The organism is Kitasatospora sp. DSM 101779 (genome assembly GCF_025655475.1).
Taxonomy (GTDB): Bacteria; Actinomycetota; Actinomycetes; order Streptomycetales; family Streptomycetaceae; genus Kitasatospora.
The window spans coordinates 2,253,675-2,280,384 of record NZ_JAHTIK010000001.1; the positions used below are offsets into that span (position 1 = coordinate 2,253,675).

At 76.4% G+C, this 26,710-nt stretch carries 18 protein-coding genes; 10 read left to right on the plus strand and 8 right to left on the minus strand.

Annotation, left to right across the window (positions count from 1 at the left end; all coding sequences use genetic code 11):
- On the minus strand, positions 1-2,216 hold a 2,216-nt coding region (locus KSNIM_RS10505; RefSeq protein WP_263102969.1), incomplete at its 3' end, for a nitrate- and nitrite sensing domain-containing protein.
- A 527-nt stretch (positions 2,217-2,743) separates the two neighbouring features.
- Complete coding sequence (locus KSNIM_RS10510; RefSeq protein WP_263102970.1) at positions 2,744-7,363, minus strand: hypothetical protein; 4,620 nt, start codon at positions 7,361-7,363, stop codon at positions 2,744-2,746.
- A 123-nt stretch (positions 7,364-7,486) separates the two neighbouring features.
- Between KSNIM_RS10510 and KSNIM_RS10515 the strand changes: the two genes are divergently transcribed.
- Positions 7,487-7,981, plus strand: coding sequence for a DUF4259 domain-containing protein (locus KSNIM_RS10515; RefSeq protein ID WP_263107896.1), 495 nt, complete (start codon positions 7,487-7,489; stop codon positions 7,979-7,981).
- Between the two features lie 177 nt (positions 7,982-8,158).
- Here the strand turns inward: KSNIM_RS10515 and KSNIM_RS10520 are convergent, their stop codons facing one another.
- From KSNIM_RS10520 to KSNIM_RS10530, 3 genes are all read right to left on the minus strand, one after another.
- Positions 8,159-8,866 carry a GNAT family N-acetyltransferase gene (locus KSNIM_RS10520; protein ID WP_263102971.1) on the minus strand — a complete coding sequence of 236 codons (708 nt, stop codon included), beginning with the start codon at positions 8,864-8,866 and terminating at the stop codon, positions 8,159-8,161.
- A 135-nt stretch (positions 8,867-9,001) separates the two neighbouring features.
- Positions 9,002-9,295 (minus strand): hypothetical protein, encoded by a 294-nt coding sequence (locus KSNIM_RS10525; protein WP_263102972.1) that lies wholly within the window; start codon positions 9,293-9,295, stop codon positions 9,002-9,004.
- Positions 9,296-9,495: 200 nt separating this feature from the next.
- A complete protein-coding gene (locus KSNIM_RS10530) occupies positions 9,496-10,098 on the minus strand; it encodes an alpha-ketoglutarate-dependent dioxygenase AlkB (protein ID WP_263102973.1) in 603 nt (200 codons plus the stop codon).
- A gap of 87 nt (positions 10,099-10,185) precedes the next feature.
- Between KSNIM_RS10530 and KSNIM_RS10535 the strand changes: the two genes are divergently transcribed.
- Positions 10,186-10,539: a hypothetical protein gene (locus KSNIM_RS10535; protein WP_263102974.1), complete on the plus strand. Its 354-nt coding sequence runs from the start codon at positions 10,186-10,188 to the stop codon at positions 10,537-10,539.
- Positions 10,540-10,638: 99 nt separating this feature from the next.
- Here the strand turns inward: KSNIM_RS10535 and KSNIM_RS10540 are convergent, their stop codons facing one another.
- Positions 10,639-13,122 carry a glycoside hydrolase family 9 protein gene (locus KSNIM_RS10540; RefSeq protein WP_263102975.1) on the minus strand — a complete coding sequence of 828 codons (2,484 nt, stop codon included), beginning with the start codon at positions 13,120-13,122 and terminating at the stop codon, positions 10,639-10,641.
- A 208-nt stretch (positions 13,123-13,330) separates the two neighbouring features.
- On the opposite strand from KSNIM_RS10540, the gene KSNIM_RS10545 reads away from it, so the two are divergent.
- The 5 genes from KSNIM_RS10545 (at position 13,331) to KSNIM_RS10565 (ending at position 20,601) form a co-directional block, all read left to right on the plus strand.
- The gene (locus KSNIM_RS10545) at positions 13,331-13,918 is read left to right on the plus strand and encodes a TetR/AcrR family transcriptional regulator (RefSeq protein WP_263102976.1); all 588 of its coding nucleotides are present in this window, start codon (positions 13,331-13,333) and stop codon (positions 13,916-13,918) included.
- Positions 13,915-15,366 (plus strand): MFS transporter, encoded by a 1,452-nt coding sequence (locus KSNIM_RS10550; protein WP_263102977.1) that lies wholly within the window; start codon positions 13,915-13,917, stop codon positions 15,364-15,366. Before KSNIM_RS10545 ends, KSNIM_RS10550 begins: the two co-directional genes overlap by 4 nt.
- Before the next feature lie 45 nt (positions 15,367-15,411).
- Positions 15,412-15,939, plus strand: coding sequence for a hypothetical protein (locus KSNIM_RS10555; protein ID WP_263102978.1), 528 nt, complete (start codon positions 15,412-15,414; stop codon positions 15,937-15,939).
- A gap of 94 nt (positions 15,940-16,033) precedes the next feature.
- Entirely contained in the window at positions 16,034-17,779 is a 1,746-nt protein-coding gene (locus KSNIM_RS10560; protein WP_263102979.1) for an RNA ligase family protein, read from the plus strand.
- Positions 17,779-20,601, plus strand: a complete 2,823-nt coding sequence (locus KSNIM_RS10565; RefSeq protein ID WP_263102980.1) for a poly(A) polymerase — start codon at positions 17,779-17,781, stop codon at positions 20,599-20,601. The genes KSNIM_RS10560 and KSNIM_RS10565 overlap by 1 nt, the downstream gene beginning before the upstream one ends.
- On the opposite strand, the gene KSNIM_RS10570 is transcribed toward KSNIM_RS10565, so the two are convergent.
- On the minus strand, positions 20,595-20,930 hold the full coding sequence (locus tag KSNIM_RS10570) for a hypothetical protein (protein ID WP_263102981.1): 336 nt from the start codon (positions 20,928-20,930) through the stop codon (positions 20,595-20,597). The genes KSNIM_RS10565 and KSNIM_RS10570 overlap by 7 nt on opposite strands.
- 434 nt (positions 20,931-21,364) lie before the next feature.
- On the opposite strand from KSNIM_RS10570, the gene KSNIM_RS10575 reads away from it, so the two are divergent.
- The 3 genes from KSNIM_RS10575 (at position 21,365) to KSNIM_RS10585 (ending at position 24,343) form a co-directional block, all read left to right on the plus strand.
- The gene (locus tag KSNIM_RS10575) at positions 21,365-22,495 is read left to right on the plus strand and encodes a DUF3103 domain-containing protein (protein ID WP_263102982.1); all 1,131 of its coding nucleotides are present in this window, start codon (positions 21,365-21,367) and stop codon (positions 22,493-22,495) included.
- 133 nt (positions 22,496-22,628) lie between these two features.
- Complete coding sequence (locus KSNIM_RS10580) at positions 22,629-23,714, plus strand: S-(hydroxymethyl)mycothiol dehydrogenase (RefSeq protein ID WP_263102983.1); 1,086 nt, start codon at positions 22,629-22,631, stop codon at positions 23,712-23,714.
- A complete protein-coding gene (locus KSNIM_RS10585) occupies positions 23,714-24,343 on the plus strand; it encodes an MBL fold metallo-hydrolase (RefSeq protein ID WP_263102984.1) in 630 nt (209 codons plus the stop codon). Before KSNIM_RS10580 ends, KSNIM_RS10585 begins: the two co-directional genes overlap by 1 nt.
- A 345-nt stretch (positions 24,344-24,688) precedes the next feature.
- Here KSNIM_RS10585 and KSNIM_RS10590 read toward each other — a convergent pair.
- A partial coding sequence (locus tag KSNIM_RS10590) for a LuxR family transcriptional regulator (RefSeq protein ID WP_263102985.1) occupies positions 24,689-26,710 on the minus strand: 2,022 nt, incomplete at its 5' end.

Here is a 26,710-nt window from a genome sequence, read left to right on the forward strand (position 1 = left end):
CAGGAGTCGGCGGTCACCGGCTCGGGGCGGTACGGCGCGGGCAGCCCGTACGGGCCGGGCGCGCCCTCCAGGGGCGGCACCGCGGCGGGGAAGGGCTGCTCGTGGCCGGCGGCCCGGTGCTCCTCGGGCTGCACGCCGAGCGGCTCGTGCTGCGGGTAGGGGTCGCCGGGGGCGTACGGGTCGTCGATCGGCACGTACGGGGCGTCCTCGGACACCGGGTGGGGCTCCACGGGTGCCACGACCGGGTTCGGTGCTCCGGGGAGAGCGGTGATGCCGGCGAGCGCCCGGCCGCGGGACCGGGTGGGCAGGCCGCCGGCCGCCTGCGGCGCCGCGACGGCGGTGGGGCGGGCCGTCGGGTCGGGGACGATCAGCTCCTCCGGGACGAGCACCACGACGCGGGTGCCGCCGAAGGCCGACTGGCGGAATTCGATCCGCAGGCCGTGCTGGTCGGCGAGCCGGGCGACGACGTAGAAGCCCATGCGGATGTCGTCGCCGCGCGCGAGCACGTCGGCCCGGGGCGGACGGGCCATCAGCTCGTTGGCCTCGTCGATCTGCTCCTCGTCCATGCCGAGGCCGCGGTCCTCGACCTCGATCGCGACGCCGCGGCTGACCCGGCCGGCGCGGACCTCGACCGGGTTCGGCGGGCGGGAGAAGCTGAGCGCGTTCTCGATCAGCTCGGCGACCACGTGGGCGACCGGGCCGACGGCGCGCTCGGAGAGCCACGGGCTCCCGTCCAGGTCGACGACGACCCGGCGGTAGTCCTGCACCTCGCCCTGGGCGGCGCGCATCACGTCCAGCAGCGGGACGGGCTTGCGCCAGCGCCGGTGCGGGGTGCCGCCGGCGAGGATGACCAGGTTCTCCTCGTAGCGGCGCAGGCGCGCGGTGAGGTGGTCCAGGTCGAAGAGGCCCTCCAGGATCTCCGGGTCCTCGTGGCGGCGCTCCAGCTCGTCGAGCTTCTTGAGCTGCTGGCCGATGAGCAGCTGGGTGCGGCGGGCGATCCGCTGCAGCAGGCGCTCGAAGCCGCGGTGCTGCTCGGCCTGGGCGACGGCGGCCTGCAGGGCGCTCGTCCGGGCCAGGTTGAACGCCTCGCCGAGCTTGGCGAGTTCGTCCTCGGTGCGGGCCCAGGGGTCGCGCTCGATCGCCCGGGCGTGCTCCTCGACGTCGATCTGCTCGCCGTTGCCGAGGCGTTCGACCACCTCCGGCAGGGCGTTCTCGAGCTCCTCGGCCTGCTGCTGCAGCCGGCCGATCCGGCGGCGCAGGGTGCGGGTGAGCCGCCAGCTGGTGAGGGCGACGACGACGACGGCGATCAGGCCGACGACCGTGGTGAGGAGCAGCCGGACGGCCAGGGTGACGATGCTGCCCTTGCCCTCGTCGACGACGAGGCCGGTGCGGTGCTCCAGCAGGCCGACGAGGTCGGGGGTGAGGGTGTCGATCGACTGGCGCCAGGCGTCCTTGTCGACGCCGAGGGCGATCCGGCCGTTGCGGTCGGGCGCGGCCGGCTTGAGCAGGTCCTGCTCGGCGCGGGTCTTGGCCTGCCAGGCCGGGCTGCCGGCGATCCGCTGCCACATCGCGGCCTCGTCGGCGGGCAGGTAGGGCGCGACCTTGGTGCCGAACTGGAAGTCCTGCTCGGCGACGGCCTGCCGGAGCTGCTGGTAGTCGTCGGCGCCGAGCGAGCCGCTCGGCCAGCCGCGGGCCAGCAGTGCGTCCGAGCGGGAGATCATCTCCTTGCCCCAGAACAGGTCGACCAGCGGCTGGGAGATCGTGGTGATCCGGCCGTTGTCGACGTGGCTGAGCGAGGCGAACAGCCGCAGGTCCACCGCGATCAGGTCGGTGTAGTACCGGTAGACGGCGGCCTGCTGCTGCTCGCTGCCGCTGTCGACCAGGGCGCGCTGCGCGGGCAGCTGGTTGATGGCCAGCCGGGCCTGCCGGACGGCTTCGCGGACCTCGGTCGGCGCATCGTCGGCGGCGACGTCGGACAGCTTCTGGAACTCGCGGACGGCTTCGTCGGTCTTGGCGCGCTGGGTGCGCAGCGCGTCGCCGACCCCGCTGTGCGTGGCGAGGGCGTCGGCGCTCAGGCGCCGCTCCTCCTGCAGGTTGTAGTAGACGATGTTGGACGGCTGGCCGGCCTTCTGCGCGAGCAGGCCCTGGGCGGCCTGGCGCTGGAAGTCGAGCAGGAGCTGTCCGCTGGTGACGGCCCACAGGGCCGCCAGGGCCACTCCGGGAACGATCGCCAGCACGAGCAGGGTCGCGCGGAGCGACAGCCGGCCCGATCTGATCCGCCGAGGCGCGCGCGTGCGCAGGGCATTCTCCTTGGAGATGACGCCAGTCGTTCGGAACTGGTCGAATCTGATAAGGACTCTGACGGATGGATATTAGCCACACCGTATAACGACAAGGAAAGTCGCCATGGCGGCCGAGCGCACGAACGGCGCCGCCGCGGTGTCCCAACACCAGCTTCCACCAGGCACGATGAGCCACCGAAGGGGCCAACGGCCCCATCTTCGAAGTCTCTTCGCCGCAGAGCTGATACGGCCTCCGCGAACTGCCCGTCCGGACACCGGAACTGAAGCCAGGACCGGTGCCGGACCGGCCCGCGAACCATCCGTCAGGGCCGCCGGCCGAGCCGCTCGGAGTCTAGTGCTCCACTTGCCGCGAGGTGAGGTGATCCTGTCAGAATGTCCCGGGAAATCGAATCCGAACGGTCGGAATCGCCCCGAACGGTCCGCGAATCTCCCAGGATGAATCAGCGATTCACATGATCGGCCGAGAACGCCGCCCAGGCCTCCGCGAACATCTCGTGCAGCGGTCGCGGCGGCAGCAGCCGCGGGAACGGGCCCGAGGTCTCCTTCCGGAACTCCCGGCCGGCCAGGTGGGTCGCCAGCTTGGCCGTCTCCAGCGGCAGTTCGGGTGCCTTGAGCTCCGTCCAGGGGCCGATGGCGAAGGCCGTGCGGCCGGACCGTGACCGCTTGCCGGTCGCCACCGCTCCGGCCGCCGCCAGCTCGGTCTGGGCCGCCCGGTGCCGGGCCGGTGTCCAGCCGTTCCAGCGGCGGACGTTACGGTCGGTCGGTCGGGCCAGGGTGAGCAACTGCAGCAGCAGGGCGGCCGCGTCCACACCTACGCCGAGCGCCGCGGCCGCCTCCGCCACCAGCTCCGGGACGGCCAGCGCGGGGTCGGCCTCGTAGCGGCTGGTCGGAACGGGAGTGTCGGCGGCCCGCGCGGCCATCCGCTCCAGGCCGCCGCCGGCCAGCAGCAGGTCGATGCCGTGCAGCTGCCGCAGCAGGTCGTCCAGCCCGTGCGCCGCGGCGTACTCCTCCAGCCGGCGGCGGGCCGCCGGGTCGGCCAGCCGGGCCGGCCGCAGGCAGACCGTGCCGTACCCGGCCCGCGGCACCAGCAGCAGACCGTCGTCGAACATCGTGGTCGGCTCCGCGCCCCGGTCCGCCGCGGACGGGGCGAGGGGCACCGTCAGCACGCCCGGGCCGAACACCGCGGCCCGTTCCTCCTCGCCGCCGGGCAGCCGGTGGATCCCCAGCGGCACGATCAGCTCCTCGTCCGCCAGCCGGGTCCGCAGCCAGGCGCACTGCTCGGCCGCCCGGGCCGCCGACGGGTCGCCGACCGGACGCGCGGTCAGCGCCCAGACCAGCGCGGCCGCCTCGGCGGCGTACTGGTGGCGGCCGCCCGCGAACCAGGAACGTGCGGGCCCGCCGTCCGGGCCGACGGTGTGCAGCATCACCGACCCGTAGGGGTTCACCGCCGGGACGAGCCGGCAGGGGGCGCTCTCCGCGGTCGCACCGGCCGGTGAGAGCAGCATCCGCAGCCAGGGCTCCGACAGCCCGGTCTCGGCCTCCAGTTCGCGGGCGGCCTCCTCATCCAGCGGCTGCTCGCTGCCGACCAGCCGGGCCCATGCCTCGGCGGCCCGCGCAGCGGCGGCCTCCGGGCCGCCCGGCCGCCACAGTTCGGCCGGGTCGTCGGGCAGGGCCGCGGCGAGCAGGTCGAGGCGCCCGTCGGTGCCGAGCCGGTGCAGCACGATCTGCAGCGCCTGGGCGTCCCGCTCGGTCGCTCCGTACGGCTTCGAGGTGAGCATCCTGCGCCGGGCCGCGTGGTCGGCGGCCTCGGGCAGTCCGTCCAGGACGAGCAGGGCGGTCGCCCGGCGGGCGCCGGTGCGGGCGACGAAGGCGTCCACCGCCTCCGGGCCGAACCGCACCGGGCCGTACTCGGCGGCCAGGTCGAGCAGCCGGACGAGCCGGGCGGCGTCGTCCCGCTCGACGGTGACCTCCCGCAGCTCCTCGGCACCCTCCGGGACGGGATCGCCGCCCGGCTGCAGGAAGCGGTACGTGAGGGCCGGGTCCAGCGGCCGGCCCGGGTCCGGGGCGAGCCCGGACAGGGTGTCGGCCCGGACGGCGGGCACCCGCGCACCCGCGGCCTGCCGGGCGTCCAGCGCGGCACCGGTGGCCGCGCCCAGTCGCCAGCGGCTGCCGGCCGCCGCGAACGGCTGCTCGGACCAGCGGCGCAGCAGCTCGGCCAGGGCCGGCCGGTCCTCCTCCGCGGTGGCGGCGGTGACGAGGCGCCAGGCCGCCGCGTCGATCCGGCCGAGCAGCGGCGTCCAGTCCCGGGCGCGGGCCGGCGGGCTGAGCCGGCGCTCCGCCTCGCCGAGTCGCCCGGCCAGGTGGGCACCGTCGGCGGCCAGCGCGGTCAGGGTGGCCGGCTGCGGCGAGGGCGGCTCGGCCCGGTGGTACGCGGGCACCTCGACCAGGCCGCGCAGTGCGGCCAGCAGGCGGACGTCGGAGGTCTCCGCCTGCTGCGCCAGCCGGCCCGAGCGGACGGCAGCGACCCGCGCGGACAGGTCCTCGCGGCGTCGCAGCGCGGCCCGCGCGGCACGCACCGTCCGGGCCACCCCCTCGGCGATCCGCCGGTCCGTCACCTCCGGCAGCAGGCCGGCGATCCCGGCCACCGTCACCTCCTCGTCCGTGGCGAGCAGGGCCGCGGCCGTCGCCGGCCCGGCCGCGCGGAGCGCCCGCGAGGAGGCGGGGTGGCGCGGGGCCAGGAAGTGCCAGAAGGCCGGCGGGGGCAGCACCGGGACGTCCCCGCCGGCCCGCCACAGCAGTGAGCCGTCCCGCCCGTCGCGGCAGTGCACGAGGTGCGGGTCGGTGAGCACGCACTCGGCGCCGTCCTCGGGCATCCGGGCGACCGCCCAGGGCTCGCAGGGGCTCTCCGTGCGGAGTTCGGCGGTGCGGCCGTCGGTGCCCTCCAGCCGGTGGGCCCATCCGTGGCTGTCCTTCTCCGCGGTGCGCAGCACCCGGAATCCTGCCAGGCCGGAGCGGTGGCCGAGCGGGGAGGAGTCGGCGTCCGCGTCCGGCGGCAGTGCGAAGAGCGAGAGGAGGTGGAGCCGGTGCCCGTCCGGCACGGGCGAGGCGCCGAACGCCGGACGGTCGGCCGCGCCGGTGCGCCCGCCGGTGGCCGGGTCGAGCCGGTCCCAGTCCTCGTCGCCGTGCGCACTGCGGCTCCACACGGTGGTGCCGTCGGAGAGCTGCCGGGACGCGGCCAGGCCGTGCCGGTCGCCGGGACGCAGGATCCGCGCGCCGTCGTACCGGCCGGTGCGGTCGGCGGTCTCGAACTGGCAGGCGGTGGCGGACCAGGTCCTCAGGCCGGTGGCCCGGGCGGGCTCGAAGACCTCGCCCGGCCGGTCCGCCCAGTACGCCCGCCAGGTGAAGGGGTGCTTGGTGTCGGTCGTCCAGGCGACCAGCAGGTCGCCGCCGGCGAAGTTCACCGCGTGACCGGTGGCGTCCGCGGGCAGCGCGAGGGCGTGGTCGGCCCGGCGGCCGCGGTGGTCGACCGCGATCGCCCGCTCCCGGGTGTAGAGGGTGAGCACCGGCCAGGTGGTGGTCGTGCCGGTCGGCGGGGCGCCGAGGTCGGCGAGCGCCTCGTCCAGGGCGGGCCAGCCGAGCTCCTCCGGCAGACCGGCGCGGAGGGTGCGCAGCAGCGGGCCGGTGAGGTCGAGGGCGGCGAGCGCCTCCTCGATGCCGTCCAGGGCGGCCGCGGTCGGCCGGTCGAGCAGGGTCTCCAGCGCGCCGAGGGCGTCCTCGGCGGCGCCGAGTCCGCCGTCGGCGAGGTCGTCGAGCAGGCCGGTGATCCGGCTGCGGACGGCGCCGGCGATCGCCGGGTTCTCCGGTAGCCGGGTCACCGCTGTGCCGCGCCGCAGGTCGGCGTGGACGGTGCCCTCCAGGCGCGCGCCGAGCACCGGGTCGGCGGCGAGCGCCCGCAGGTCGCGGCGGGACTCGGCGCCCCAGACGACCAGGGGTACCGTCCGCGGCGGCGTCTCCACCGGGATGCCCTCGGCCAGGCAGGCGTCGGCGAGGTCGGCGTCCAGCCCGGACGCGCGGTACTGCGCCTCGTGCAGCCGCACCGGAACACCCTCGGCGCGCAGCCGGCCGGCCAGCGGCGGCAGCAGCCCGAAGAACTCCGCCGGCAGCGGACGGCGGGTGATCCCGCCGCCGCCCACCCGGTTGTGGGCATAGCTGTACGACAGTCGGCCGAGCCAGCCGGCGAGCCCCTCGGACGGGGTGAGCCCGCCCGCGGCGAGCCCGTCCAACGCGCCCGCGGCGCGCAGCAGACGCAACCAGGCCCCGCCGCCGGCGGTCGGCGCGAAGCCGAGGGCGGTCGCGGCGGGCGGGAACATCTCCAGCAGGCCGGAGCGGACGGCGTCGGTCGGCGGGTGGGCGGCGAGCAGGGCGGCGGCGCCGTCCAGCAGGGCGTCCGGCACCGGGCGGCCCGGGCAGCCGGCCAGCACCTCGCCGAGCAGGGCCGCGTCCTCGGCGGGGCCGCACCCGGCGGCCTTCGCGGACGCCCGCAGCCGGGTGTGCAGATCCGCCGGCGGTACCGTCCCGCCCGCCGCCCAGGCCCGGACGTAGCGGACGAACTCCCGGTGCGCCGCCACCGGTGGCAGGCCGGCCGCGAGCCGGCGCTGCTGCGCCGAGAGCTCCGCCGCGGGCAGCACGCCGAGGCCCGCCACCAGCACGGCGTTCGCCCGCTGGAACGCCGGATCGGCGGCCCCACCGCCCTGCCGTTCGGCCTCCCGGGCCAGCTTGTAGGCCTGGCCGGCCTGGCGCGGCAGCGCCCGGGCGAGCCGGTGGCCGACGGTGTCCCAGAACCAGGGCAGGTGCTCGGGCGGCAGACGCCGGCTGCGCGACTGCAGACCGCTCAGGTACTGCCCCGGCTTCCGGCGGGCCTGATGCGGGATGCCGTCGAAGACGTCCGCGAACTGCTGCCGCGCGCCCGCCTCGGCGCCCGGCGACCTGACGGACAGCCAGTCCAGGTACACCGTGGAGGCGGTGGGGTCGGTCGGCAGCGGCACGGTCGGCTCGGACATGCGAAGGATCCTGCCACGCTCCCCCGACACGCCCTCCGGGGCTCCCCCGGCCCGCGGCGCGGCTGTCGGCGGTGTGGGGAACACTGCTCCGCGGAACCTACCGGGGAGGGGCGCCGTGGGCACCTGGGCACCGGACCGTTCGACAACGACGCGGCGGCGGACTGCGCCTGCCGGCCGGACCGCGCCGCCGGGCGCGAGGCGGTCCTCCACGGGGTGCTGGCGCGGACCGACGACGCCACCGGGTACCTCGACGAGGCCCAGGAGGCGGTGGCAGCGGCGGCGCCGGTCGCGGCGCAGCACCCGGGCGGCGAGCCGGCCGCACCGGGGTTCGGCCCGAAACGGCCGCTGCCCGACCTCTCCCGGCCTGCGACCGCTCGCCGGCCGGGCCCTCGACCGGGTCCTCGCCGACCGGGTCGATGCGGTCACGAGCTGGACGGACCCACGGAATGGCCGGGAGTGGCTCGCCGGGCTCACCCGCCTGCGCGAGCTCCTGGCAGCGCCGCCGACCCGCTGGAGCTCGTCTTCAAAGGCGCACGGGAGGTCGGTCAGGGGCGTGTGGGGGCACCTCCCGGCCGAAGGCCGGGGGAGATCTGCTCAGTCCGGGGGCGGTGCCGCTGACGAATCCGGCTCACCCCTGGTCCGCACGGTGACCCCATCCGAATCGCGCAGTTCACCGCGCCCCCGTGGGGCATCCGCAGTGCGCAAGTTCTCCCCCCAGCTTTCCGCCGGGGATGCGCCCAGCACCCCTGAACCGACCACTGAGCGCCTTTGTAACGACGACTCCCCCGTCGCCCCTCAGACCGGCACGGCCGCGCCGGGCACCCGGGCGCCGGCGAAGGTCACCGTGCGGCGGGCGCGGAAGCCGAGCGATTCGTAGAGCCGCAGGGCGCCGACGTTGTCCTCCGCCACGTGCAGGAAGGGCCGCTCGCCGCGCGCCCGGATGCCGGCGGCGACCGCCCGGACCAGGCGGGTGCCGAGGCCCTGGCCGCGGTGGGCGTCGTCCGTGCAGACGGCGCTGATCTCGGTGTGGCCCGGCGGGTGGAAGCGCTCGCCGGCCATCGCGACCAGCACGCCGTCGCGGCGGATGCCGAGGTAGCTGCCGAGTTCGACCGTCCGTGGCAGGAAGGGCCCCGGCCTGGTCCGCTCGACCAGGGCGAGCATCTCCGGGACATCGGCCGGACCGAGCCGGACGGCCTCCGGGTCGGGGGCCGCCGCCACGTCCTCGTCGACCAGCTGGATGCCCTCGATCCGGAAGGTGACCTGCCAGTCGGCGGGCGGCGGGACGGGGACGGCCGCCGTCACCACGTGCCCGCCGGGGCCGGCGAGCGCGGCGGCGTCGGCCCAGTCCTCGGCCTCGGGCGCGTCCGGCATGCCGAGGAAGGGGGTGACGTCCGCCGGGTAGTGCAGCAGGCGCCCGCGCCGACCGGCGAACAGCGCGTGCGGCCCGGCCAGCGCCGCGCGCACGGGGTTGTCCAGCGGATGGGTGCCGTTCGTGGTGGACATGCGTTCCCCTGCTCGGATCGGTGGTGTCGATGACAGCACCGGAGGCGGCCGGATCCTTCCCGGCGGCCCCGCACCGCTCGGGGGAGGGAACCGGTCGGGCCGCGTCGGGCCGCGCGAAGGGGCACGGCGATTCGGTCAGGCCGCGTCGGGCGCCGGCCCGAGGACGTCGTTGACCTCCGCGAGGAACTCCCGCCAGGGCTCGGAGGCGTTGTCGCCGCCCTCCTGGTGGGCGGCGGCCCAGGTGTGCATGATCCACCAGCGGAAGCCGCTCCACAGGTGCTCGTTCCCGGCCGGGAGGAGCCGGTGCGCCTCCGCGAGCCGGCCGAGCATCGCGGGTTTGGCCTCGGCCAGCGGCGCCCCGTCGTCCAGGGAGCGCTGGTAGTCGCCGAGTTCGTCGAAGAGGACCCTCAGCCGGGCCAGGTCGGTCATCCGTCACCACCTCGTGCACATGGGGGCGCCGCATGCTGCCGTTCGCGGGATCAACCCCAAGTCGTCACGCTGTCTGCGCAGTTGTGGCCGTCATGCTAGGCCGGTCGGCGGCGGGCCCACGGGAATTCCGGGCATTCGCGCGGAATCGGACCGAACCGGTCCCGATCGGTCCGCCGCGCCGGCGATGCGGACCCGCCCTGTCAGGCAGGTCCGCGCACCAGTGTCCGGAAGGTCACCGAGACCCGCCGGCCGCGCGGCACCCGGCCGCCCGGCCCCGGGTCGCTGCGACGGGCGGGGATCGCATGGCGCCAGGCGTACCGGGCCGGGCCGGTCAGCACGGTGAGGCTGCCCGGCGCGAGCGGCACCGGGACCCGGCCGCCGCCGGCCGGGTCGGTGAAGTCCATGACGGCGGCCGAGCCGAGGGAGAGCGCCGCCACCACCGGGCCGAAACAGGGGACGCAGTCCACATGCGCACTGATGCCCTGGCCGGGCAGGTACTCGTTGACGATCACCTGCCCGGCCGGGCCGTCCAGGTGCCCTTCGTCGAGGAGCCGGCCGGCCAGGCCGAGCGCCCAGCCCGGCAGCGGCGGGGCGGGCTCGGCGGTCGGACCGGCGGCCAGGCCGCGCCGCCCGTAGTCGTACCGGTGGCCGTAGTGCTGCACCCGCCGCCGCAACTGCGCCGACCACGGCTCGGCGTCGATCCGCGCCAGCAGCCGGGCGCAGCCCTCCTCGGCCAGCCAGCCGCCTACCTGCACCAGCCCGGGCACGCCGGACACCACCGCGCTCCCGGGGTTCTCGGTCATGCCCGCAGGCTAGCCCCGCCCGCCGACATCCGGCCGCTCCGGCGAACGAGTACGGTCGGTCGTCGATCACGATCTTGGGAGGGGACCATGGACACGGACGACACCGCACGGCCGGGCCGAGGCCGCTGGACGGCGGCCGTGCTGGCCAATCTCCTCGCCGGCTGCCTCGGTGTGCCGGCGCTGTTCGTGCTCCTGCTCTTCGTGCGGAGCTACCCGCTGGCCTGGCTCGGCCTCGGCAGCCGGGATCCGAACGACAACGACGGGATCCTGCCGTGGATCCTCCTGCTGGGCCTGCTGATCACGGCTTTCCTCTCGGTCTGGGTCCTCGTCAACCTGCTGGTGGCCCGGCTGACCGGCCTGGGCGGCCGGCGGTTCTGGTGGACGGGCGCGGCCCTCTGCCTCGTCCCGACCGCGCTGCTGGCCCTGTACGACGCGCTCTGACCGTGGCCTGCGGGCGATCGGGGCGGGAAGGGCACCACCCGTGCGGGGCACCCGTCGGCCGGGTGCCCCGCACGGGCTGCGGCGGGCCGTGTTGCGGTGTCAGCTGCAGGCGGCGCCGTTGAGCGTGAACTGCGTGGGCGGGGTGTTGCCGGCGGAGTACGTGCCCTGGAGGCCGAAGCTCGCGGTGGCCCCGGGGGCGAGGGAGCCGTTCCAGCCGGCGTCCTTGGCGGTGACGGCGGCGCCGGTCTGACCGACAGTGGCGTTCCAGGCGTTGGTGATCCGCTGGTCGCCGGGGTACGTCCAGCCGGCCGTCCAGCCGTTGACCGTGGCGGTGCCGGTGTTCTTGACGGTGACGGTGGCGGTGAAGCCGGTGCCCCAGGCGTTGTCGACCTTGTAGGTGACGGTGCAGACGGCGGTGGGCGGGGCTGTGTCGTCGTCCACCTCGGTGGCGGTGAAGGAGCCGCTCTCCACTCCGGTGCCGGCCGCGGTGAAGACGGCGCCGCCGTTGGCGGTGTCGGCGTCCTGGGCGGCGGAGACGGTCACCTGCTGGGCGGTCGCCCAGTTCGCCGGGGTGAAGACCAGGGCGGCGCCGGCCGTGAGGTCGGTGTCGCCGGAGGTGCGGGCGATCGTGACGGTGACGTTCTGCGCGGGGGCGGCGGCCAGCCGGACGGCCACCGCGGCGGAGCCCCCTTCGGGAACGGTCACCGCGGCCGGGGTCACCTGCACGGCGGGCACGGTCGGCCGCGGACCTCCCGGGTGCTCCGCGGCGAAGGCGGCGAGCCAGGCCAGCGGGGCGTTCCAGTTGATCGCGACCTCGTTGGTGGAGTACGAGCCGATGTCGTCGACGTAGCAGGCCGAGGGGGCGCAGCCGGTCAGCTTCTCGGCCGCGACCGGGTCCTGCAGCCCGGCGTTGGGGCCGCCGGCGAAGGAGCCCGCGGGCGGGTGCGGCAGCGCGGCATCGTTCTGGTGGGCCCAGAACCGGTGGTGCTGGTTCTCGGAGGCGTTCTCGCCGTAGCCGGTGACGTAGGAGCGGTCGAGCGCGTTGCGGCCGAGCAGGTAGTCGAGGGACTCCAACGCGCCTGCACGGTAGCGCTGCTGGCCGGTGAGCTCGTAGGCGACGGCCATCACCACCGCGTCGTCGGCGACCGAGCTGTTGGAGCCCCAGACGTAGCCGTCGGCGGCGATCGGGACGGCGTAGCCCTGGCCGGCCATGGTGGCGAGGTACCCCTCGGCGGCGGCGGTGAGCCGGCCGCGGAGCCGGGCGAGGTCGTCGGCGGGCAGCGCGACGCCGGGGACGGTGGCCAGGGTGATCCGGCCGAGGGTGGCGGTGCCGCCCCACCAGAAGGCGTCGGCGGGGGCGGTGTGCAGGGCGGAGGAGGTGACGGCGTCGCGGTACTGCGTCTCGCCGGTGGTGGCGAGGAGTTCGGCGGCGGCCCAGTAGAACTCGTCGGAGACGTCGGTGTCGTCGTAGGCGCCGCCGCCGGTGCTGTCGGTGCCGGGGGCGAGGACGTTGGGGTTGGCCCTGGCGGCCGCCCACGCGCGCCGGGCGGAGTCGAGGCACTTGGCGGCGAAGGCGGCGTCGTACGGGGCGTAGACGCGGGCGCACTGGGCGGCGGTGGCGGCCAGGTTGAGCGTGGCGGCGGTCGACGGCCTGTGCAGTTCCCGCGGCTGGGAGTCGAGTTCGGGCCTGGTCGGCAGCCCCGTCCACTGCGCGTCGTGGACCTTGTGGAAGGCCATGCCGGCCATCGGCCTCCCGGCGGGGACCTGCATCCGCATCAGGAAGTCGAGCTCCCAGCGGGCCTCGTCGAGCACGTCGGGGACGCCGTTGCCGCGCTCGGGCACCTTCAGCGTGGAGTCGCCGAGGGCGGCGTCGGTGCCGGCCCGGTGGGCGCGTTCGAAGGAGTTGACCAGCTGCCAGGTGGCGATGCCGCCGTTGACCACGTACTTGCCCTGGTCGCCGGCGTCGTACCAGCCGCCGCGGACGTCGAGGGTGTAGTCGCAGACCCCGGCCTGGCAGGGCACCGAGGTGTCGCCCTTGTTCGGGGCGACACCGAGGTGGCCCGCCGGGCGGGCCCAGGCGGCGCCGGCGAGCGAGGCGTCGATCGCGATGCCGCTGCGCTGTTGGTAGAAGAAGGACATGCTGTCGGCGCGCAGTCCGTCGTAGAGCGCGGCCGAGATGTCGAAGGGGTGGCCGGCGCGGCCGTCGACGACCAGGGTGTAGCCCGTCCCCGCGGTGGTGTACGCGGTGAAGTCGACCAGGTGGGTGGACTGGCCGGAGGCCGCGTCGGCGCCGTGCACGGTCGTGGTGCCGGAGGCGACGGCCGTGCCTGCGGCGTTGCGCAGCTGCCAGGCGAGCGGGGTGGTGGAGCTGCTGACCACGGTGGCGCGCTTGGGGCCGTCCGGCAGGTAGCCCAGCTGGTTGACCCGGACGGGGGTGTCGGCGGCAGCGGCCGCTCCGGGGGCGGCCGCGGTGGCAGGGGCAGCGGCGAGCGCGCCGGTCAGCCCGGTGGCGGCCAGGGCGAGGCCGGTCAGGGCGGCGGCCGCGCGGTGCGGCGGCCTGCGGGCGGCGGTGGCTGGAGGCACGGGTGGGGGCCTTCCTCGGGCAGGAGAAGGGGTGGGGGCTTCCGGGGCGCACCATCCATGGGAGCGCTCCCAAAGCCAGTGAAGCCAGTCCGCCGAGAGCACGTCAAGAGGCGTGCACCCAGCAGCCGTTCGGCGAACCCGAGGGGAGCGCTCCCTTTCCGGAAGCGAGTAGACAGCGTCTACGGCCATGCGGTAGACACTGTCTACCATGAACGAGGAGAACATCGGGCTGCGTGAGCGGCTGGTCGAGGCCGGGGTCGAACTGCTGGCCGCCGAGGGGGTGCAGGCCCTCACCCTGCGCGAGATCGCCCGTCGCACCGGCGTCTCGCACGGAGCGCCCCGGCGGTACTTCCCCACCCACCTGGAGCTGCTGTCGGCGATCGCCCGGCGGGGATTCGCCGAGCTCGCCGCACGGGCCACCGCTGCCGCCGGCGCGGACGAGGGGGCCGACCCCCGCGAGCGGCTCACCGCGCTCTGCCGGGTCTACCTGGACTTCGCCCGCACCGACCGCGGCATGTTCGAGCTGATGTTCCGCCACGACCTGCTGGCCAGCGGCCGGCTGGGCCTGCGCGAGACCAGCCTGCCGCTCTTCGGGATGCTGGTCGACCTGGTCGCCCGGGCCCGTCCGCGCACCGGCGTCGCCCCGGAGCTCGCGGCCGCCGCGCTCTGGGCGAACCTGCACGGCATCGCCCAGCTCCACGGCTGGGGCAGCCTGCAGCTCGCCACCGGCTCCGAGGACGCCGAGCCGCTGCTGCGCGCCGCGCTCGACGCCCACCTCGGGGCGGTGCAGCGGTGAACCGGCCCGCCCTCACCCTGGCGCTGAGCACCACCGGTGCCGTCCTGGTCGCCGTCGACGGCACCGTGCTGACGGTCGCCCAGCCCACCCTGCAGCGCGACCTGCACGCCGGCTTCGCCCAGGTCCAGTGGACGAGCACCGGCTACCTGATCGCCGTGGCGAGCCTGCTCGTCCTCGCCGGGCGGCTCGGCGACCGGTACGGCCACCGCCGGGTGTTCGCGCTCGGCACCCTCGGCTTCGGCGCGGCCTGCGCCGGCATCGGCCTGGCCCCCGGCATCGGCTGGGTGGTCGCCCTGCGGATCGTCCAGGGCGTGTGCGGGGCACTGCTGCAGCCCGCCACCCTCGGCATGCTGCGCGCCGCGTACCCGCCGGACCGGCTCGCCACCGCGATCGCCGTCCGCACCAGTGCCATCGGCGCCTCCGCCGCGGTCGGCCCGGTGCTCGGCGGGGCACTGGTCACCGCCTTCGGCTGGCGCGCGGTGTTCGCGCTGCAGGTGCTGCCGGCGCTGGCGGTCGGCGCCCTGGCGCTGGTGGCCCGACCGCAGCGCGGGCCTGCGCGCACCACCGCGGCGCCCGTCCGCCTCGATCCGCTCGGTGCGGCGCTGCTCGGCACCGGGCTGGCCTGCCTGGTGCACACCCTGGTCGCCCTGCCCGGCACCGGATGGACGACTTCCTCCGTGCTCGGCTCCGCGGCGGCCGCCGTGGCCTTCACCGCCTTCGCCGTGCACGAGCGGCGCGCCGTGGACCCGCTGGTGCCGGCCGACCTGGTCCGCTCCCCCGCCGTGGCGGCCTCGCTCGGTGTGCTGGTCGCCGCCTCCGCCGCGCTGTTCGGCACGGTCTTCCTGACCGGCTACTTCCTGCAGGAGGTGCTGGCGCTGGACCCGCTCGCCGCCGGGCTGCGGGCGCTCCCGCTGCCGGTCGCCATGGTGCTCGCCGCCCCGTCGGCCGCCCTGCTGCAGCGCCGGTGCGGGCCCCGCCGGACCACCGCGGCGGCGACCGTCCTGCTGGCCGCCGGCGTCCTGGTGCTCTCCCGGCTGGACGAGGCGTCCGGCGTCCTCCGGACCGGCGCCGGATTCCTGCTGCTGGGGGCCGGGTTCGGCACGGTGATGGTCACCGCCACGGCGGTGGTCGTCCGGCAGGCGGCCGCCGCGCACGCCGGGGTGGCCGGCGGGCTCCAGCAGACCGCGATGAACATCGGCCCCGCGCTCGGCGTGGCCGCCGCGACCACCGCGGCCGGCCTCGCCACGGGCGGCGTCCACGCGGCGGGCCCGACAGTCGGCACGGCGCTCGGTACGGCGATCGGCCCGGCGCTCACCGTCCTCGCGCTCGTCGCCGCGGCCGGCACCGCCCTCACGCCGGCCCTCCCCCGCCGCACCGACGCGGAGGTGCCAGGCCCGACGGAAGAGGTGCCCCTCCCGGCAGACCCGGCACCGGAACCGGCCCGCTAGGGTGGCGCGGACCTCCGCAAGATCGACAGCACCGGGAGCCCGCCGATGAGCCAGAACCGCAGGAGCGCCGTCTTCGCGGCGGCGCTGGCCCTGACGGTGCTCGTCGGCGGCTGCGCGGTCTCCTCCGACCCCGAACTGGCGGATACCAACGACTACGTCTCGCACGAGCCGCTGCGGGTGGCGGGCTACCCGTCCGCCGCCACCCTGGCGGTCGTGCAGAAGGCCGTCTGGCGGCTGGCCGACGGCGACGCCGGGCGGCTCGCGGCGCTGGCCACCTCCGACGGTTCGAAGACCCAGGCGCTGGCCAACGCGAAGCTCTGGGTCTCGGCCTTCGGCAAGGACGCCCGCGGCAAGGTCACCGCCGAGTTCCTGGGCGCGGCGGACGAGCGGCAGACCGTGGTGGTCTACTTCCAGGACAGCGGCCGGCGCAAGGACCTGCACCTGCGGGTCGACGGCATCGGCGGCGAGGACGGCTGGCGGATCCGGATGAACGACACCGACCCGGCATCGGCCGTGGCCGAACCGACCTGGGCGCCGCGCACCCCCGGCACCGGCGAACTTCCGCCCGGCTGACCGGGGTTGCCCGCGGGGCGACGAAATCGGATGGATCGGGCCGGGCCCGCCTCCTACAGTGACGGGGTCCCACCACCCCGACCAGGAGCGGATCATGCGCGTGAGCTACCCGCGGACCCCGCATCTGCCCTGGTCGCCCGGGGCCTCGGCGGACGACGTCCGGACCGGCGGCCTCGACGGGCTGCGCGGGCGGGAGGTCGTCGTCACCGAGAAGCTGGACGGCGAGAACACCACGCTCTACCGGGACGGCCTGCACGCCCGCTCGCTGGACTCCGGCCACCACCCCTCGCGGGCCTGGGTGAAGGCCCTGCAGGGCCGGATCGGCCCGGCGGTCCCGGCCGGCTGGCGGGTCTGCGGCGAGAACCTGTTCGCCCGGCACTCGCTCGCCTACCGCGAACTCGACAGCTGGTTCTACGGATTCTCGGTCTGGGACGACACCGACCACTGCCTCGGCTGGGACGACACCGTGCGCTTCCTGCGCCGCCTGGGCGTCCCGGCCCCGCGGGTGCTGTGGCGCGGCGTCCTCGACGAGAAGGCCCTGCGCGCCCTGCGGTTGGACACCGAACAGGTCGAGGGGTACGTCGTCCGCACCGTCGGGGGCTTCCCCCGGGCGGAGTTCGGGCAGCGGGTCGCCAAGTGGGTGCGCCCGCACCACGTGCAGACCGACACCCACTGGATGCACGCCGCGGTCGTGGAGAACGGCCTCGGCCCGTCAGCCGCCCTCTGGGCGGTGCGCTCCGGGGCGCCCGCCGACCTGCCGGCCCTGCTCGGCGCCGCCGGGCTCGACCCGGAAATGGCACCGGTCGCCGAGGCGGCCGTGGCCGAGGTCTCGGCCCGGCTCGACGTCCTCGGGCGGCGCGGCGACGCCCGGCTGGCCGGCGTACTGGCGGCGGCGGTGCCCGGCAGCAACCGGGCCGGGCTCGCCGCCGGACTCGCCGGGCCGCTCGGCATGCCGCTCGCCCGCCGGGTCGCCGACCTGGTCGGCCTGCACCCCGTGCTGCAGCGCCCCTACCCGGACGAGGACCGCCGGGCCGGCCTCGTCCGGCTGGCCCAGGCCGCGGACCTCGGCGTGCTGCACGCCTTGGCCGCCGCCGTCACCGCCGGCCGGGCGGACCCGGACGCGGCCGACGCCCGCGAGCAGTCCGAGTGGTCGGCGCTGCACGCCGAGGACGCCGGGCTGCTCGGCGAGGCCCCGCTCGCCGCGCTGCGGACGGGACTGGGCGCGGCGCTCGCCGATCTCGGGCCGGACGCCGCCGACCGCTGCTGGGCCGAGGCCCGGGAGGCGTTCGCACTCGGCCGGGTGACCGGTGTCGAGGACGCCGTGGCCGCGGCCTGGCGTTGGCGCTCCGGCGGCTTCCCGCAGCTGGTGCAGCTGGTCGGCCCGTCCGGCAGCGGCAAGAGCGTCTTCGCGGACGGCCTGCCCGGCGCGGCCGCGCGGATCTCGCTGGACGGGCTGCGCGAGGAGCGCGGCGACCGCGGCGACCAGCGGGCCAACGGGGACGTGCTGCGCGGGGGCCTGGACCGGTTGGACGCCGCGCTCGCCCGCGGCGGCACCGTGGTGTGGGACGCCACCTCGCTCAACCGGCAGCAGCGCTCGCTCGTGCAGGGCATCGCGCAGCGCCGCGACGCCCTGGTCACCCAGGCCGTGCTGCTGGTCGGCGAGGCCGAACTGGTCCGCCGCAACGCGGTGCGGCCGCACCCCGTCCCGTCCGGGGTGCTCGCCCGGCAACTACGCCGGTTCGGCCCGCCGTACGCGGGCGAGGCGCACCGCACCTGGTACGTGGGCGAGGCCGGCGCCGTCGAGGACACGGCGGGGACGATCGGCGGGGAGGACGCCTGATGCGCACCAGCGAGGAGATCTACCACCGGGTCCGCTGGGACGCCCGGTTCGACCCGTCGCGGTTCGTGCTGGTCGTCCAGCAGCGCGGCGCCGACCCGAAGCGCGTCCCGCTGGACGGTTTCGCGCCGGGCGGCGACATCCCGTGGCACCGGGTGCTGTCCGTGGAGGCGGACGGCGAGACGGTCTGGGACCGCGCCGCCGGGGTGGACCGGCTGGACACCACCGGGGCCGGCCGGGCCGGCGACGGGCGGCGGCTGCACGCCCCGTTCTTCACCGCCCGCACCCCGCACACCTGGGACGGCTCCGCCTGGCGGCCCGCGGACCGCCCGGCGGGCCTCCCGCCGCGCGGCACCGTCCGGGTCGTCACCTGGAACACCCTGTGGGACCGCTACGACGGCGAGCGGATCGACACCGCGCGCCGCCGGCCGCTGCTGCTCGCGGCGCTCGCCCGCACGGACGCGGACGTGGTCGCCCTGCAGGAGGTCGAGCCGGCCCTGGTCGACCTGCTGCTGCGCGAGCCCTGGCTGCGGGACGGCTGGACGGTCGGCACCGACCCGCGCGGCCGGGACGTGCCCGACTGCGGGCTGCTGCTGCTCAGCCGACTTCCCGTGCTGGAGGCCGGCCGGCACCTGCTCGGCCCGCACAAGGCGCTCGCCGCGGTCGTGGTCGACACCGGCAGCGGGCCGCTCACCGTGGCCGCCACCCACCTGACCAGCGACCACACCGAGGACGGGCCCGCCCGCCGGCGGACCGAACTGGCCCGGATCGCCGAGGGCCTGGCCGGCATCGACGGCGACCTGGTGCTGGCCGGGGACTTCAACGACGGCCGCGGCGGCCCCGACGGCCCGGCCGCCGTCCTCGGACTGCAGGACGCCTGGAGCGCGGTGCACGGCCCCGAGGACGACACCCCCACCTTCGACCCCGGCGCCAATCCGCTGGCCGCGGTCTCCTCGCTCTCCGGCCGGGCCTCCCGGCTGGACCGCGTGCTGCTCCGCCCCGGCGGCCCGCGGGCCCGCTCCGCCGTCCTGCTGGGCGACCGCCCGGCCGCGGACGGCCTCCACCCGTCGGACCATTACGGTGTGGCGGTCGAACTGGGCCCCGGCGGGGCCGCACCGGGCGGCGTCTTCGACGTCGGCCCGTCGGTGCGCACCGCCCTCGCCTGGCTCCCGCCGGACGAGCTGTGGCCCGCGATCCAGGCCGTCCGGGCCGAGCACGACCCGCAGATCCACCGCTGGCCGCCGCACGTCAACGTGCTGTACGGCTTCGTTCCCGAGGCCGAGTTCGCACGGGCCGCGCCACTGCTCGCGGAGGCCGCGGCCGAGACGGCCCCGTTCACCGCCCGGCTGGCCGGGGTGCGCCACTTCCGGCACCGCAGCGGCTCCACCGTCTGGCTGGACCCGGCCGCCGACGGCACGGGGCCGTGGCAGACCCTGCACCGGTCCCTGCTGGAACGGTTCCCCCGCTGCCGGGGACGCTCGGACGGCTTCACCCCGCACCTGAGCCTCGGCCGCACCGCCGACCCGCACCGGCTCACCGCCGAGTGTGCCGCCCGGCTGCCCGCCGCGGAGGCCGAGGTCGGCGAGCTGGTGCTGCTGTCGCGGCGCGGCGAGGAGCCGATGCGGCCGCGCGCCGTGCTCGCCCTCGGCACCGGGGAGCTCCGCTGGCTGCCCGGGCCCGCCGCACCGGCCCCCGACACCGTCCCGGCGCCCGACGCGCTCGCGGACCGCACCGCGCGGCGGCTCGGCGCGGCACTCGGCGAGGGCGTGCTGCACCTCGCCGGATCACGGCGGACGGGCTGCGCCCTCCCCGGTGCCGACCTGGACCTGGTCGCCGCACTGCCCGGCGAGCCCGACATGCGTGCGCTGGCGGCCCGGGTGGCGGAAGCCCTGCCGGAGGCCGTCCGGCTGCGGCAGGTGGTGGGCGCCCGGGTGCCGGGCCTGCGCTTCACCGTCGAGGGGCTGGCGGTCGACCTGGTGGTCGTGCCGACGGGGGCCCTGGACCCCGCGGAGGCGGTGGACCGGCGGTCCGAGCTCGGCGAGCCTGCGGCCCTGGCCCTGAGCGCCGTGTCCGACGCTGACGCGCTGCTGGCCGCCGTCGGCTCCCGGCAGGCGGCCTTCGCCGGCCTGGCGAGGGAGGTCAAGGCCTGGGCGAAGGCCCGCGGCCTGGACTCGGCACCGTTCGGCGGCCTGCCCGGACTCGCCTGGGCGGTCCTCGCCGCCCGGACGGTGCAGGAGGCACCGGATCTCGACGGCCATGACCTGCTGCGACACTTCTTCGGCAGCTGGGCGGCCTGGGACTGGCGGGAGCCGGTCGGCCCGCCCGCCGGCCCGGCCGGGCCGGTCACCGTCGCCACGCCGACCGCCCCCGTCCGCTCCTGCACCGCCCAGGTCACCGCCGGCGGGCGGGAGTTGCTCACCCGGGAGCTCTACCGCGCCTGGGAGATCCTGGAGGGTGCCGCCGGCACCGGCGCGGACCCGCAGGCCGAGCTTCTCGCCCCGCCGCCCCTGCACCGGCGGCACGCCGCCTGGGCGGTGGTGACGGTACGGCCGGGCCGGGCCGAGGAGTTCGAGGCACTGCTCGGCCTGGTCCGCGGCCGGATGCGCGCCCTGGTCGCCGCCCTCGACGAGGCCGGTGCCGCCGAGGCGCACGCCTGGCCGCGCCCCTTCGCCGCCGGCCCCGCCACCACCTCCTTCGCCGTCGGCCTCGGCCGCACCCCGCCGGACGCGGACACCCTCGCGGCCCTCACCGACCGCTGGACCCGAGGCCTCCCCGGCGTCGACGTCACCTGGGCGGAGGGCGGCGCGGTGCCGACCCTCTACTGACCGCCCGTCGGGCCGTCGGCGGTCCGGTCCATGGCGCGGAGCTGCTCCCGACGGGCTTCCAGCGCCTCGGCGAGCACCTGCGGGCGGTAGGGGTCGGCGGGGTCCATCGCCCCGGCGGCCGCCACCGCCTCGTCCAGCAGCGCGAGCCGGGCCTCCGGGAGGTGCGCGATCTCCTTGCCGAGCTTCACGAGGGCGCGGGAGAGCTTCGGCAGGTGGACGGCCGGGCTGTCCACGGCCAGCAGCCGGTGCGCGGTGACCCGCTGGAGCCTGCTGAGCTTTCCCGTGCCGAGCAGCAGCACCCGGGCCCGCAGGACGGCGTCGTTGTTCATTCCGTTTCCCCCTTCGTGTCGCCACCCCCGTTCCGGCCCGACCCGCCGTCAGGGCAGCACGGCGGACGCTCGGGTGTCTCCGCAGGGGAGTCCGGGCGCGTGGGAAGGGGTGGGTCCGTCGAGTGTGAGGCCCGGCCGGGCGCCCCGACAAGATCGAACCGGGGTGCTCTCCGTCCTACCGCCGGACCCCTCCGACCCGGCATGATGGACTCGACACTCTCCCGGCGGCCCCCTTCCTGCGGCAGCCCGATACCCCGAAGAGACACTGACCGTTCGTCAGGTCACTGCTCCGCACAGCCTTGACGCGGGCACGACGGGGTTGCTTCGCTGTCCTCGCTCACTCAGCACCGCCCCCACGCGGAAGCCAACGAGCGTCAACTTGCCGTGGCCCACGGGTGGCGGGCGCACTCCGCACACCCAGCCATGGAGGACCGTTGAGCACCATCAGAACCCTGCGGGTCGGCGCGGTCGGCGCCGTCCTCGCCCTGGTCATGGGGACCGCCGCGCAGACCGCGAGCGCCCGCACCGAGGCACCGCCGCAGCCGGCCCCGGCCCACTCCGCCGCTCGCTCCGCCGTGCAGACCGTCGAGGAGGAGACCGCGCGGGCGGTCGCCGCCTCGCTCGGCGACTCGGCCTGGCGGGACGGCCTTCGGGCGGCCGCCCGTGGCGGGGCCGAGGTCGACCTGGGTGCCCTCGCCTCGCACGCCTCGGGCGGCGCCGCCCACCGCCTCGCCGCCTCGGTCGCCGACGGCAATGCCCGCGTGCTGGCCGCCAAGGGCCTGGACGCCGCGACCGGCCCGCTGCTGCGGCTGCGGCTCGGCGACCCGTCGATGCGCGCAGCGCTGGACGCGGGCACCGCACCCTGGGTCGCGGCCGCGCCGGCGAGCGACCGGGCCACCGCCCTCACCGCGTACGACGGCCGGGGCCGAGCACACACCCTGAACGCCGCCGAGGTGCCCGAGCAGCCGGTGTACCTGGTCGACATCGACGTGACCCGGGCGCTCGCGGGCGGCGCCGAGATACTCCGCCGCACCCTGGGCGGCACCGCGGTGAGGCCGCAGGCCGCCGCCGCGGACGGCTGGTGGGGCACGAAGATCGACCAGATCGAGGTGTCCGACGACGAGGAGCCGTGGTTCAAGGGCGCCGCCGAGATGTACGCCCTGGTCACCGGCTTCGGCACGGACGGCAAGGTGCGGGTCGACCCGGTCGACATGCCGTACCTGGACTACGACGGGACGGTCTACCGGCCGAACCAGATCCTGGTGAACTGGTCGAACTACAAGTACAACCTGGCCGACGTGGTGCTCATGGAGGAGGACGGCAGCACCAACTACCAGGCCCTCGCCAAGGCCATCGCGGCCGTCCTGCTGACGATCGCGGACCAGGGCGCGTACATCCCGCTGGTCAATGCGGTGCTGGACGCCATCCCCACCGAGTGGTGGACGGACGACCCGGACTACGTCGACTCCTGGTACACCCTGGCCCGGACGTCCTCGGGCCGGCTGAACGGCGCCCGCGGCAACGGCTGGATGAGCGTCTCGCCGTACTGGGTGTCCGCCTTCTGATCGTGCCCTGATCGGCAGCAATTCCCGTGGAAATGTGGACAGATCGGATAGATTGGTCCACGGAACACCCGGCCGCCGCGCGACGGGCGGGGCGGCCGGGCCCCACGACGAGGGACGAGGGAGTGCTGCTCTGATGGCCCAGCAGGTACGGGGTGTGATCGCACGGTCCAAGGGTGCGCCGGTCGAGCTGGTGACGGTGGTGGTGCCCGACCCGGGACCGGGCGAGGCGGTGGTGAGGATCCAGGCCTGCGGGGTGTGCCACACCGACCTGCACTACCGCGAGGGCGGCATCAACGACGAGTTCCCCTTCCTGCTCGGCCACGAGGCCGCGGGTGTGGTGGAGTCGGTCGGCGAGGGGGTGGACGAGGTCGCACCCGGCGACTTCGTGATCCTCAACTGGCGTGCCGTGTGCGGCCGTTGCCGGGCATGTCGGCGCGGACGGCCGTGGTACTGCTTCGCCACCCACAACGCGAAGCAGAAGATGACGCTCACCGACGGCACCGAGCTCTCGCCGGCCCTCGGGATCGGCGCCTTCGCCGAGAAGACGCTGGTCGCGGCGGGCCAGTGCACCAAGGTCGACCCGGCCGCCTCCCCCGCCGCGGCGGGCCTGCTGGGCTGCGGCGTGATGGCCGGCCTCGGCGCAGCGATCAACACCGGCGGGGTGGGCCGCGGCGACTCCGTCGCGGTGATCGGCTGCGGCGGCGTCGGCAGCGCGGCCGTGCTCGGCGCCCGGCTGGCCGGCGCCTCCCGGATCATCGCCGTCGACGTGGACGCCCGCAAGCTCGCCGCCGCGCAGAAGCTCGGCGCCACCCACACCGTGGACTCCTCCGCCGCGGACGCCGTCGAGGCGATCCGCGAGCTGACCGGCGGCAACGGTGCGGACGTGGTCATCGACGCGGTCGGCCGCCCGGAGACGTACAAGCAGGCCTTCTACGCGCGCGACCTGGCCGGCACGGTCGTCCTGGTCGGCGTGCCCACCCCGGAGATGCAGCTGGAGCTCCCGCTGCTGGACGTCTTCGGCCGCGGCGGCGCCCTCAAGTCCTCCTGGTACGGGGACTGCCTGCCGAGCCGGGACTTCCCGATGCTGATCGACCTCTACCTGCAGGGCCGCCTCGACCTGGACGCCTTCGTGAGCGAGACCATCCCGCTGGACGGCGTCGAGCAGGCCTTCGAGCGGATGCACAAGGGCGAGGTGCTGCGATCGGTGGTGCTGTTCTGATGGCCGCACGCATCGAACACCTGGTCACCTCCGGCGAGTTCACCCTGGACGGCGGCACCTGGCAGGTCGACAACAACGTCTGGATCGTCGGCGACGACGAGCAGGTGCTGGTGATCGACCCGGCCCATGACGCCGAGGCGGTCGCCGCCGCGGTCGGCGACCGGCGGCTGCTCGCGATCGTCTGCACCCACGGCCACAACGACCACGTCAACGCGGCCCCCGGGCTCGCCGACCGGACGGGCGCGCCCGTCCTGCTCCACCCCGAGGACGGCGTGCTCTGGCAGCAGACCCATCCGGGCTTCAAGCCGGACGCCGAGCTGGCGGACGGGCAGCGCCTGACGGTGGCCGGCACCGAGCTGACCGTGCTGCACACCCCTGGGCACAGTCCGGGGGCGGTCTGCCTGTACGCGCCGGGCCTCGGCACCGTGTTCAGCGGGGACACCCTCTTCGCGGGCGGCCCGGGGGCCACCGGCCGGTCCTTCTCCGACTTCCCGACGATCATCCGCTCGATCCGCGAGCGGCTGCTCGTCCTGCCGCCGGAGACGGTCGTCCGCACCGGCCACGGCGACTCCACCACCATCGGCGCGGAGACCCCGCACCTGGAGGAGTGGATCGCCCGCGGGCACTAGGGGGGTCTTCAGGAGTCACGGTGCATCACAAGGGGCGCGGGGAACTGCGCGATTCGGATGCGGCCACCGTACGGACCGGGGGTGAGCCGGATTCGCTTGGAGCACCACGTCCGGACTGCGCAGTTCCCCGCGCCCCTGATGTGGCTGCGCGTGATCTGCCTGTGTGACGGGAGGCTCCGCGGTGGTCCGCCGCGGGGCCTCCCGCGCCTGCGTGCGGGGGCGGGCCGCGGTCGCGACGGGCCCCCGTGCGGCGCCGACCGGATCACGTGCGGCGCCGCCCGTGGTGAGCCTGCCGCACCCGGTGGGCGGCCCGGAATCCGGAGCCCGGAATCCACGGATACGCAATCAATCCGGTTCGGTCGGGGCGGCGGCCCGCGGTAGCGCGGTGAGCTGCTGGCGGGAGCGTGCGCCGGTCTTCTGCAGGGCCCGTGCGACGTGCTGCTCGACCGTCCGCGGGGACAGGTGCAGGGCGGTGGCGATCTCCCGGTTGGTCATTCCGGCGGCGGCGAGCCGGGCGACCTCCTCCTCGCGCGGGGAGAGCAGGTCGCCGTAGGCGGGACGGCCGGGCCCGCGGCGGTCCTCGGGCGGCCGGTGGCCGCGCAGCTCGGCCCGTGTCCGGGCGGCGTCCCAGGTGGCGCCGAGCGCCTCGAAGGCCGCGGCGCTGTCCGCGAGCGCCTCGACCGCGCCCGCCGTGCCGGCGTCGCCGACCTCCAGGGTGCAGCGGGCGGCCGCGGCGGCGGTGAGGGCGGCGTGGTAGGGGCGGGGCAGTGCCCGGTAGCCGGCGGCGGCGCGCTCGTAGTGGGTGCGGGCGGTCTTCGGGTCGCCGGTGGCCTCGGCGAGGGCGGCCCTGGTCCAGTGCAGGGCGGCGTCGGCGGAGGGGGCGTCCCGGCCGTCGAGGCCGGTGGCGAACTCGGCGGTCATCTCGCGGGCCGCCGCGACCGAGCCGGCACGGGCGGTGGCCTCGACGGCCCAGGGGGCGAGTTCGGCGGCCCAGGCCCAGACGCCCTTGGCGCGCAGCCGGTCCCAGGCGAGGGAGGCCTCGGCGGCCGCACCGGCGGTGTCCTCGCGGGCGAGGGCGAGCCGGATCAGCGCACCGGACGCGGCGGCGGAGAGCGGGACGGGCCCGTGGTCGCGGTCCGGGGCGTCCGGGCCGGAGAGGTACTCCTCGGTCTCGGCCCAGGCGCCGCGGGCGAGGGCGAGCAGCCCGAGGACGAGCCGGGCGTCGGAGGCGATGAAGGGCATGTCGCCGGCCTCGGCGACCAGGGCGCCGGCCCGGCCGGCGAGTCCGGCCCAGCGGCCGGTCGCCCAGTCGAGGACGAGGGTGCAGCCGCGGCCGGTCTGCTCGGCGTAGGAGGCGCCGCTGCGGGCGGCCAGCGCGACGCCCTCGCCGAGCAGGGCGCGGGAGCGGTCGTAGTGGCCGATCCAGACGGCGGCGTCGGCGGCGTTGCACAGTCCGCGGGCGGCCTGCTGCCGCACCGCGACGGGTTCGCCGTCCCGGGGCAGCGCGTCGACGAGCGGCCAGGCGGCGGGATCGCCGATGTTGAGCAGCACGCTGACCCGGTTCGCGGCGACGGCGGCCCGGACGACCGGGTCGCCGACCTGTTCGGAGACGACGAGGGCACGCTCGATCCAGGCGACGTTCTCGGCGAGCGGCGCCCCCGGCCAGTAGGGCATGGAGAGCGCGGACATGGCGCGGGCGAGCAGCACGGGCTGCTCCTGGAGCTCGCCGACGGCCCGCTCCAGCTCGGCCAGGCCGTCGGTGCAGCGGCCGATCTGGTTGCAGAGCAGCAGGCCGAGGTCGAGCCGGATCTCGCCGCGCAGGGCGGGCGCGAGGCCGTGGTCGGCGACGATGTGCTGCAGCACGGCGAGGGTGCGGTCGGAGCGCAGGCCCATGACCGCGGAGCGGGCGAGCAGGGTGACCAGGCGGGAGCGGGCGTGCTCGGGGACCGGGCCGGTGGCGAGCGCGGACTCCAGCAGGGCGACGGCCCGCTCGAGGTCGCCGCGGTCGGCGTGCCGCTGGGCGGCGCGTTCGACGGCGTGCAGCCAGCCGCGTTCCCGGCCGCAGGCCCGGCGGTGCCCGGCGACCCGTTCCCAGGGCACCGGCTGCCGGCGGACGAGCCGGTCGGCGGCGCGGCCGTGCAGCTCCTCCCGGTACGGGCCGGCCAGGTGGGCCCGGACGGCGGCGGCCGCGAGCGGGGCCTGGAACCCGTACCGGCCGTCGCCGTGGTCGTGCAGGGCGGCGGTGCGCAGCGCCGCCTGGAGGGCCGTGCGGCCGGCGTCCGGGTCGAGGCCCGCGACCTCGGCGAGCTCGCCGGCGGTGGCGGGATCGCCGAGGACGGCGGCGGCGTGCACGACGGCGCGCTGCCC

Bases quoted from the DNA above. Each gene is read 5' to 3' on its own strand.
- KSNIM_RS10555 (WP_263102978.1), top strand. From the start codon at position 15,412: ATGAGCCAGAACCGCAGGAGCGCCGTCTTCGCGGCGGCGCTGGCCCTG.
- KSNIM_RS10565 (WP_263102980.1), top strand. From the start codon at position 17,779: ATGCGCACCAGCGAGGAGATCTACCACCGGGTCCGCTGGGACGCCCGG.
- KSNIM_RS10580 (WP_263102983.1), top strand. From the start codon at position 22,629: ATGGCCCAGCAGGTACGGGGTGTGATCGCACGGTCCAAGGGTGCGCCG.
- KSNIM_RS10520 (WP_263102971.1), bottom strand. From the start codon at position 8,866: ATGTCCACCACGAACGGCACCCATCCGCTGGACAACCCCGTGCGCGCG.
- KSNIM_RS10535 (WP_263102974.1), top strand. From the start codon at position 10,186: ATGGACACGGACGACACCGCACGGCCGGGCCGAGGCCGCTGGACGGCG.
- KSNIM_RS10525 (WP_263102972.1), bottom strand. From the start codon at position 9,295: ATGACCGACCTGGCCCGGCTGAGGGTCCTCTTCGACGAACTCGGCGAC.
- KSNIM_RS10510 (WP_263102970.1), bottom strand. From the start codon at position 7,363: ATGTCCGAGCCGACCGTGCCGCTGCCGACCGACCCCACCGCCTCCACG.
- KSNIM_RS10570 (WP_263102981.1), bottom strand. From the start codon at position 20,930: ATGAACAACGACGCCGTCCTGCGGGCCCGGGTGCTGCTGCTCGGCACG.
- KSNIM_RS10530 (WP_263102973.1), bottom strand. From the start codon at position 10,098: ATGACCGAGAACCCCGGGAGCGCGGTGGTGTCCGGCGTGCCCGGGCTG.
- KSNIM_RS10585 (WP_263102984.1), top strand. From the start codon at position 23,714: ATGGCCGCACGCATCGAACACCTGGTCACCTCCGGCGAGTTCACCCTG.
- KSNIM_RS10560 (WP_263102979.1), top strand. From the start codon at position 16,034: ATGCGCGTGAGCTACCCGCGGACCCCGCATCTGCCCTGGTCGCCCGGG.
- KSNIM_RS10545 (WP_263102976.1), top strand. From the start codon at position 13,331: ATGAACGAGGAGAACATCGGGCTGCGTGAGCGGCTGGTCGAGGCCGGG.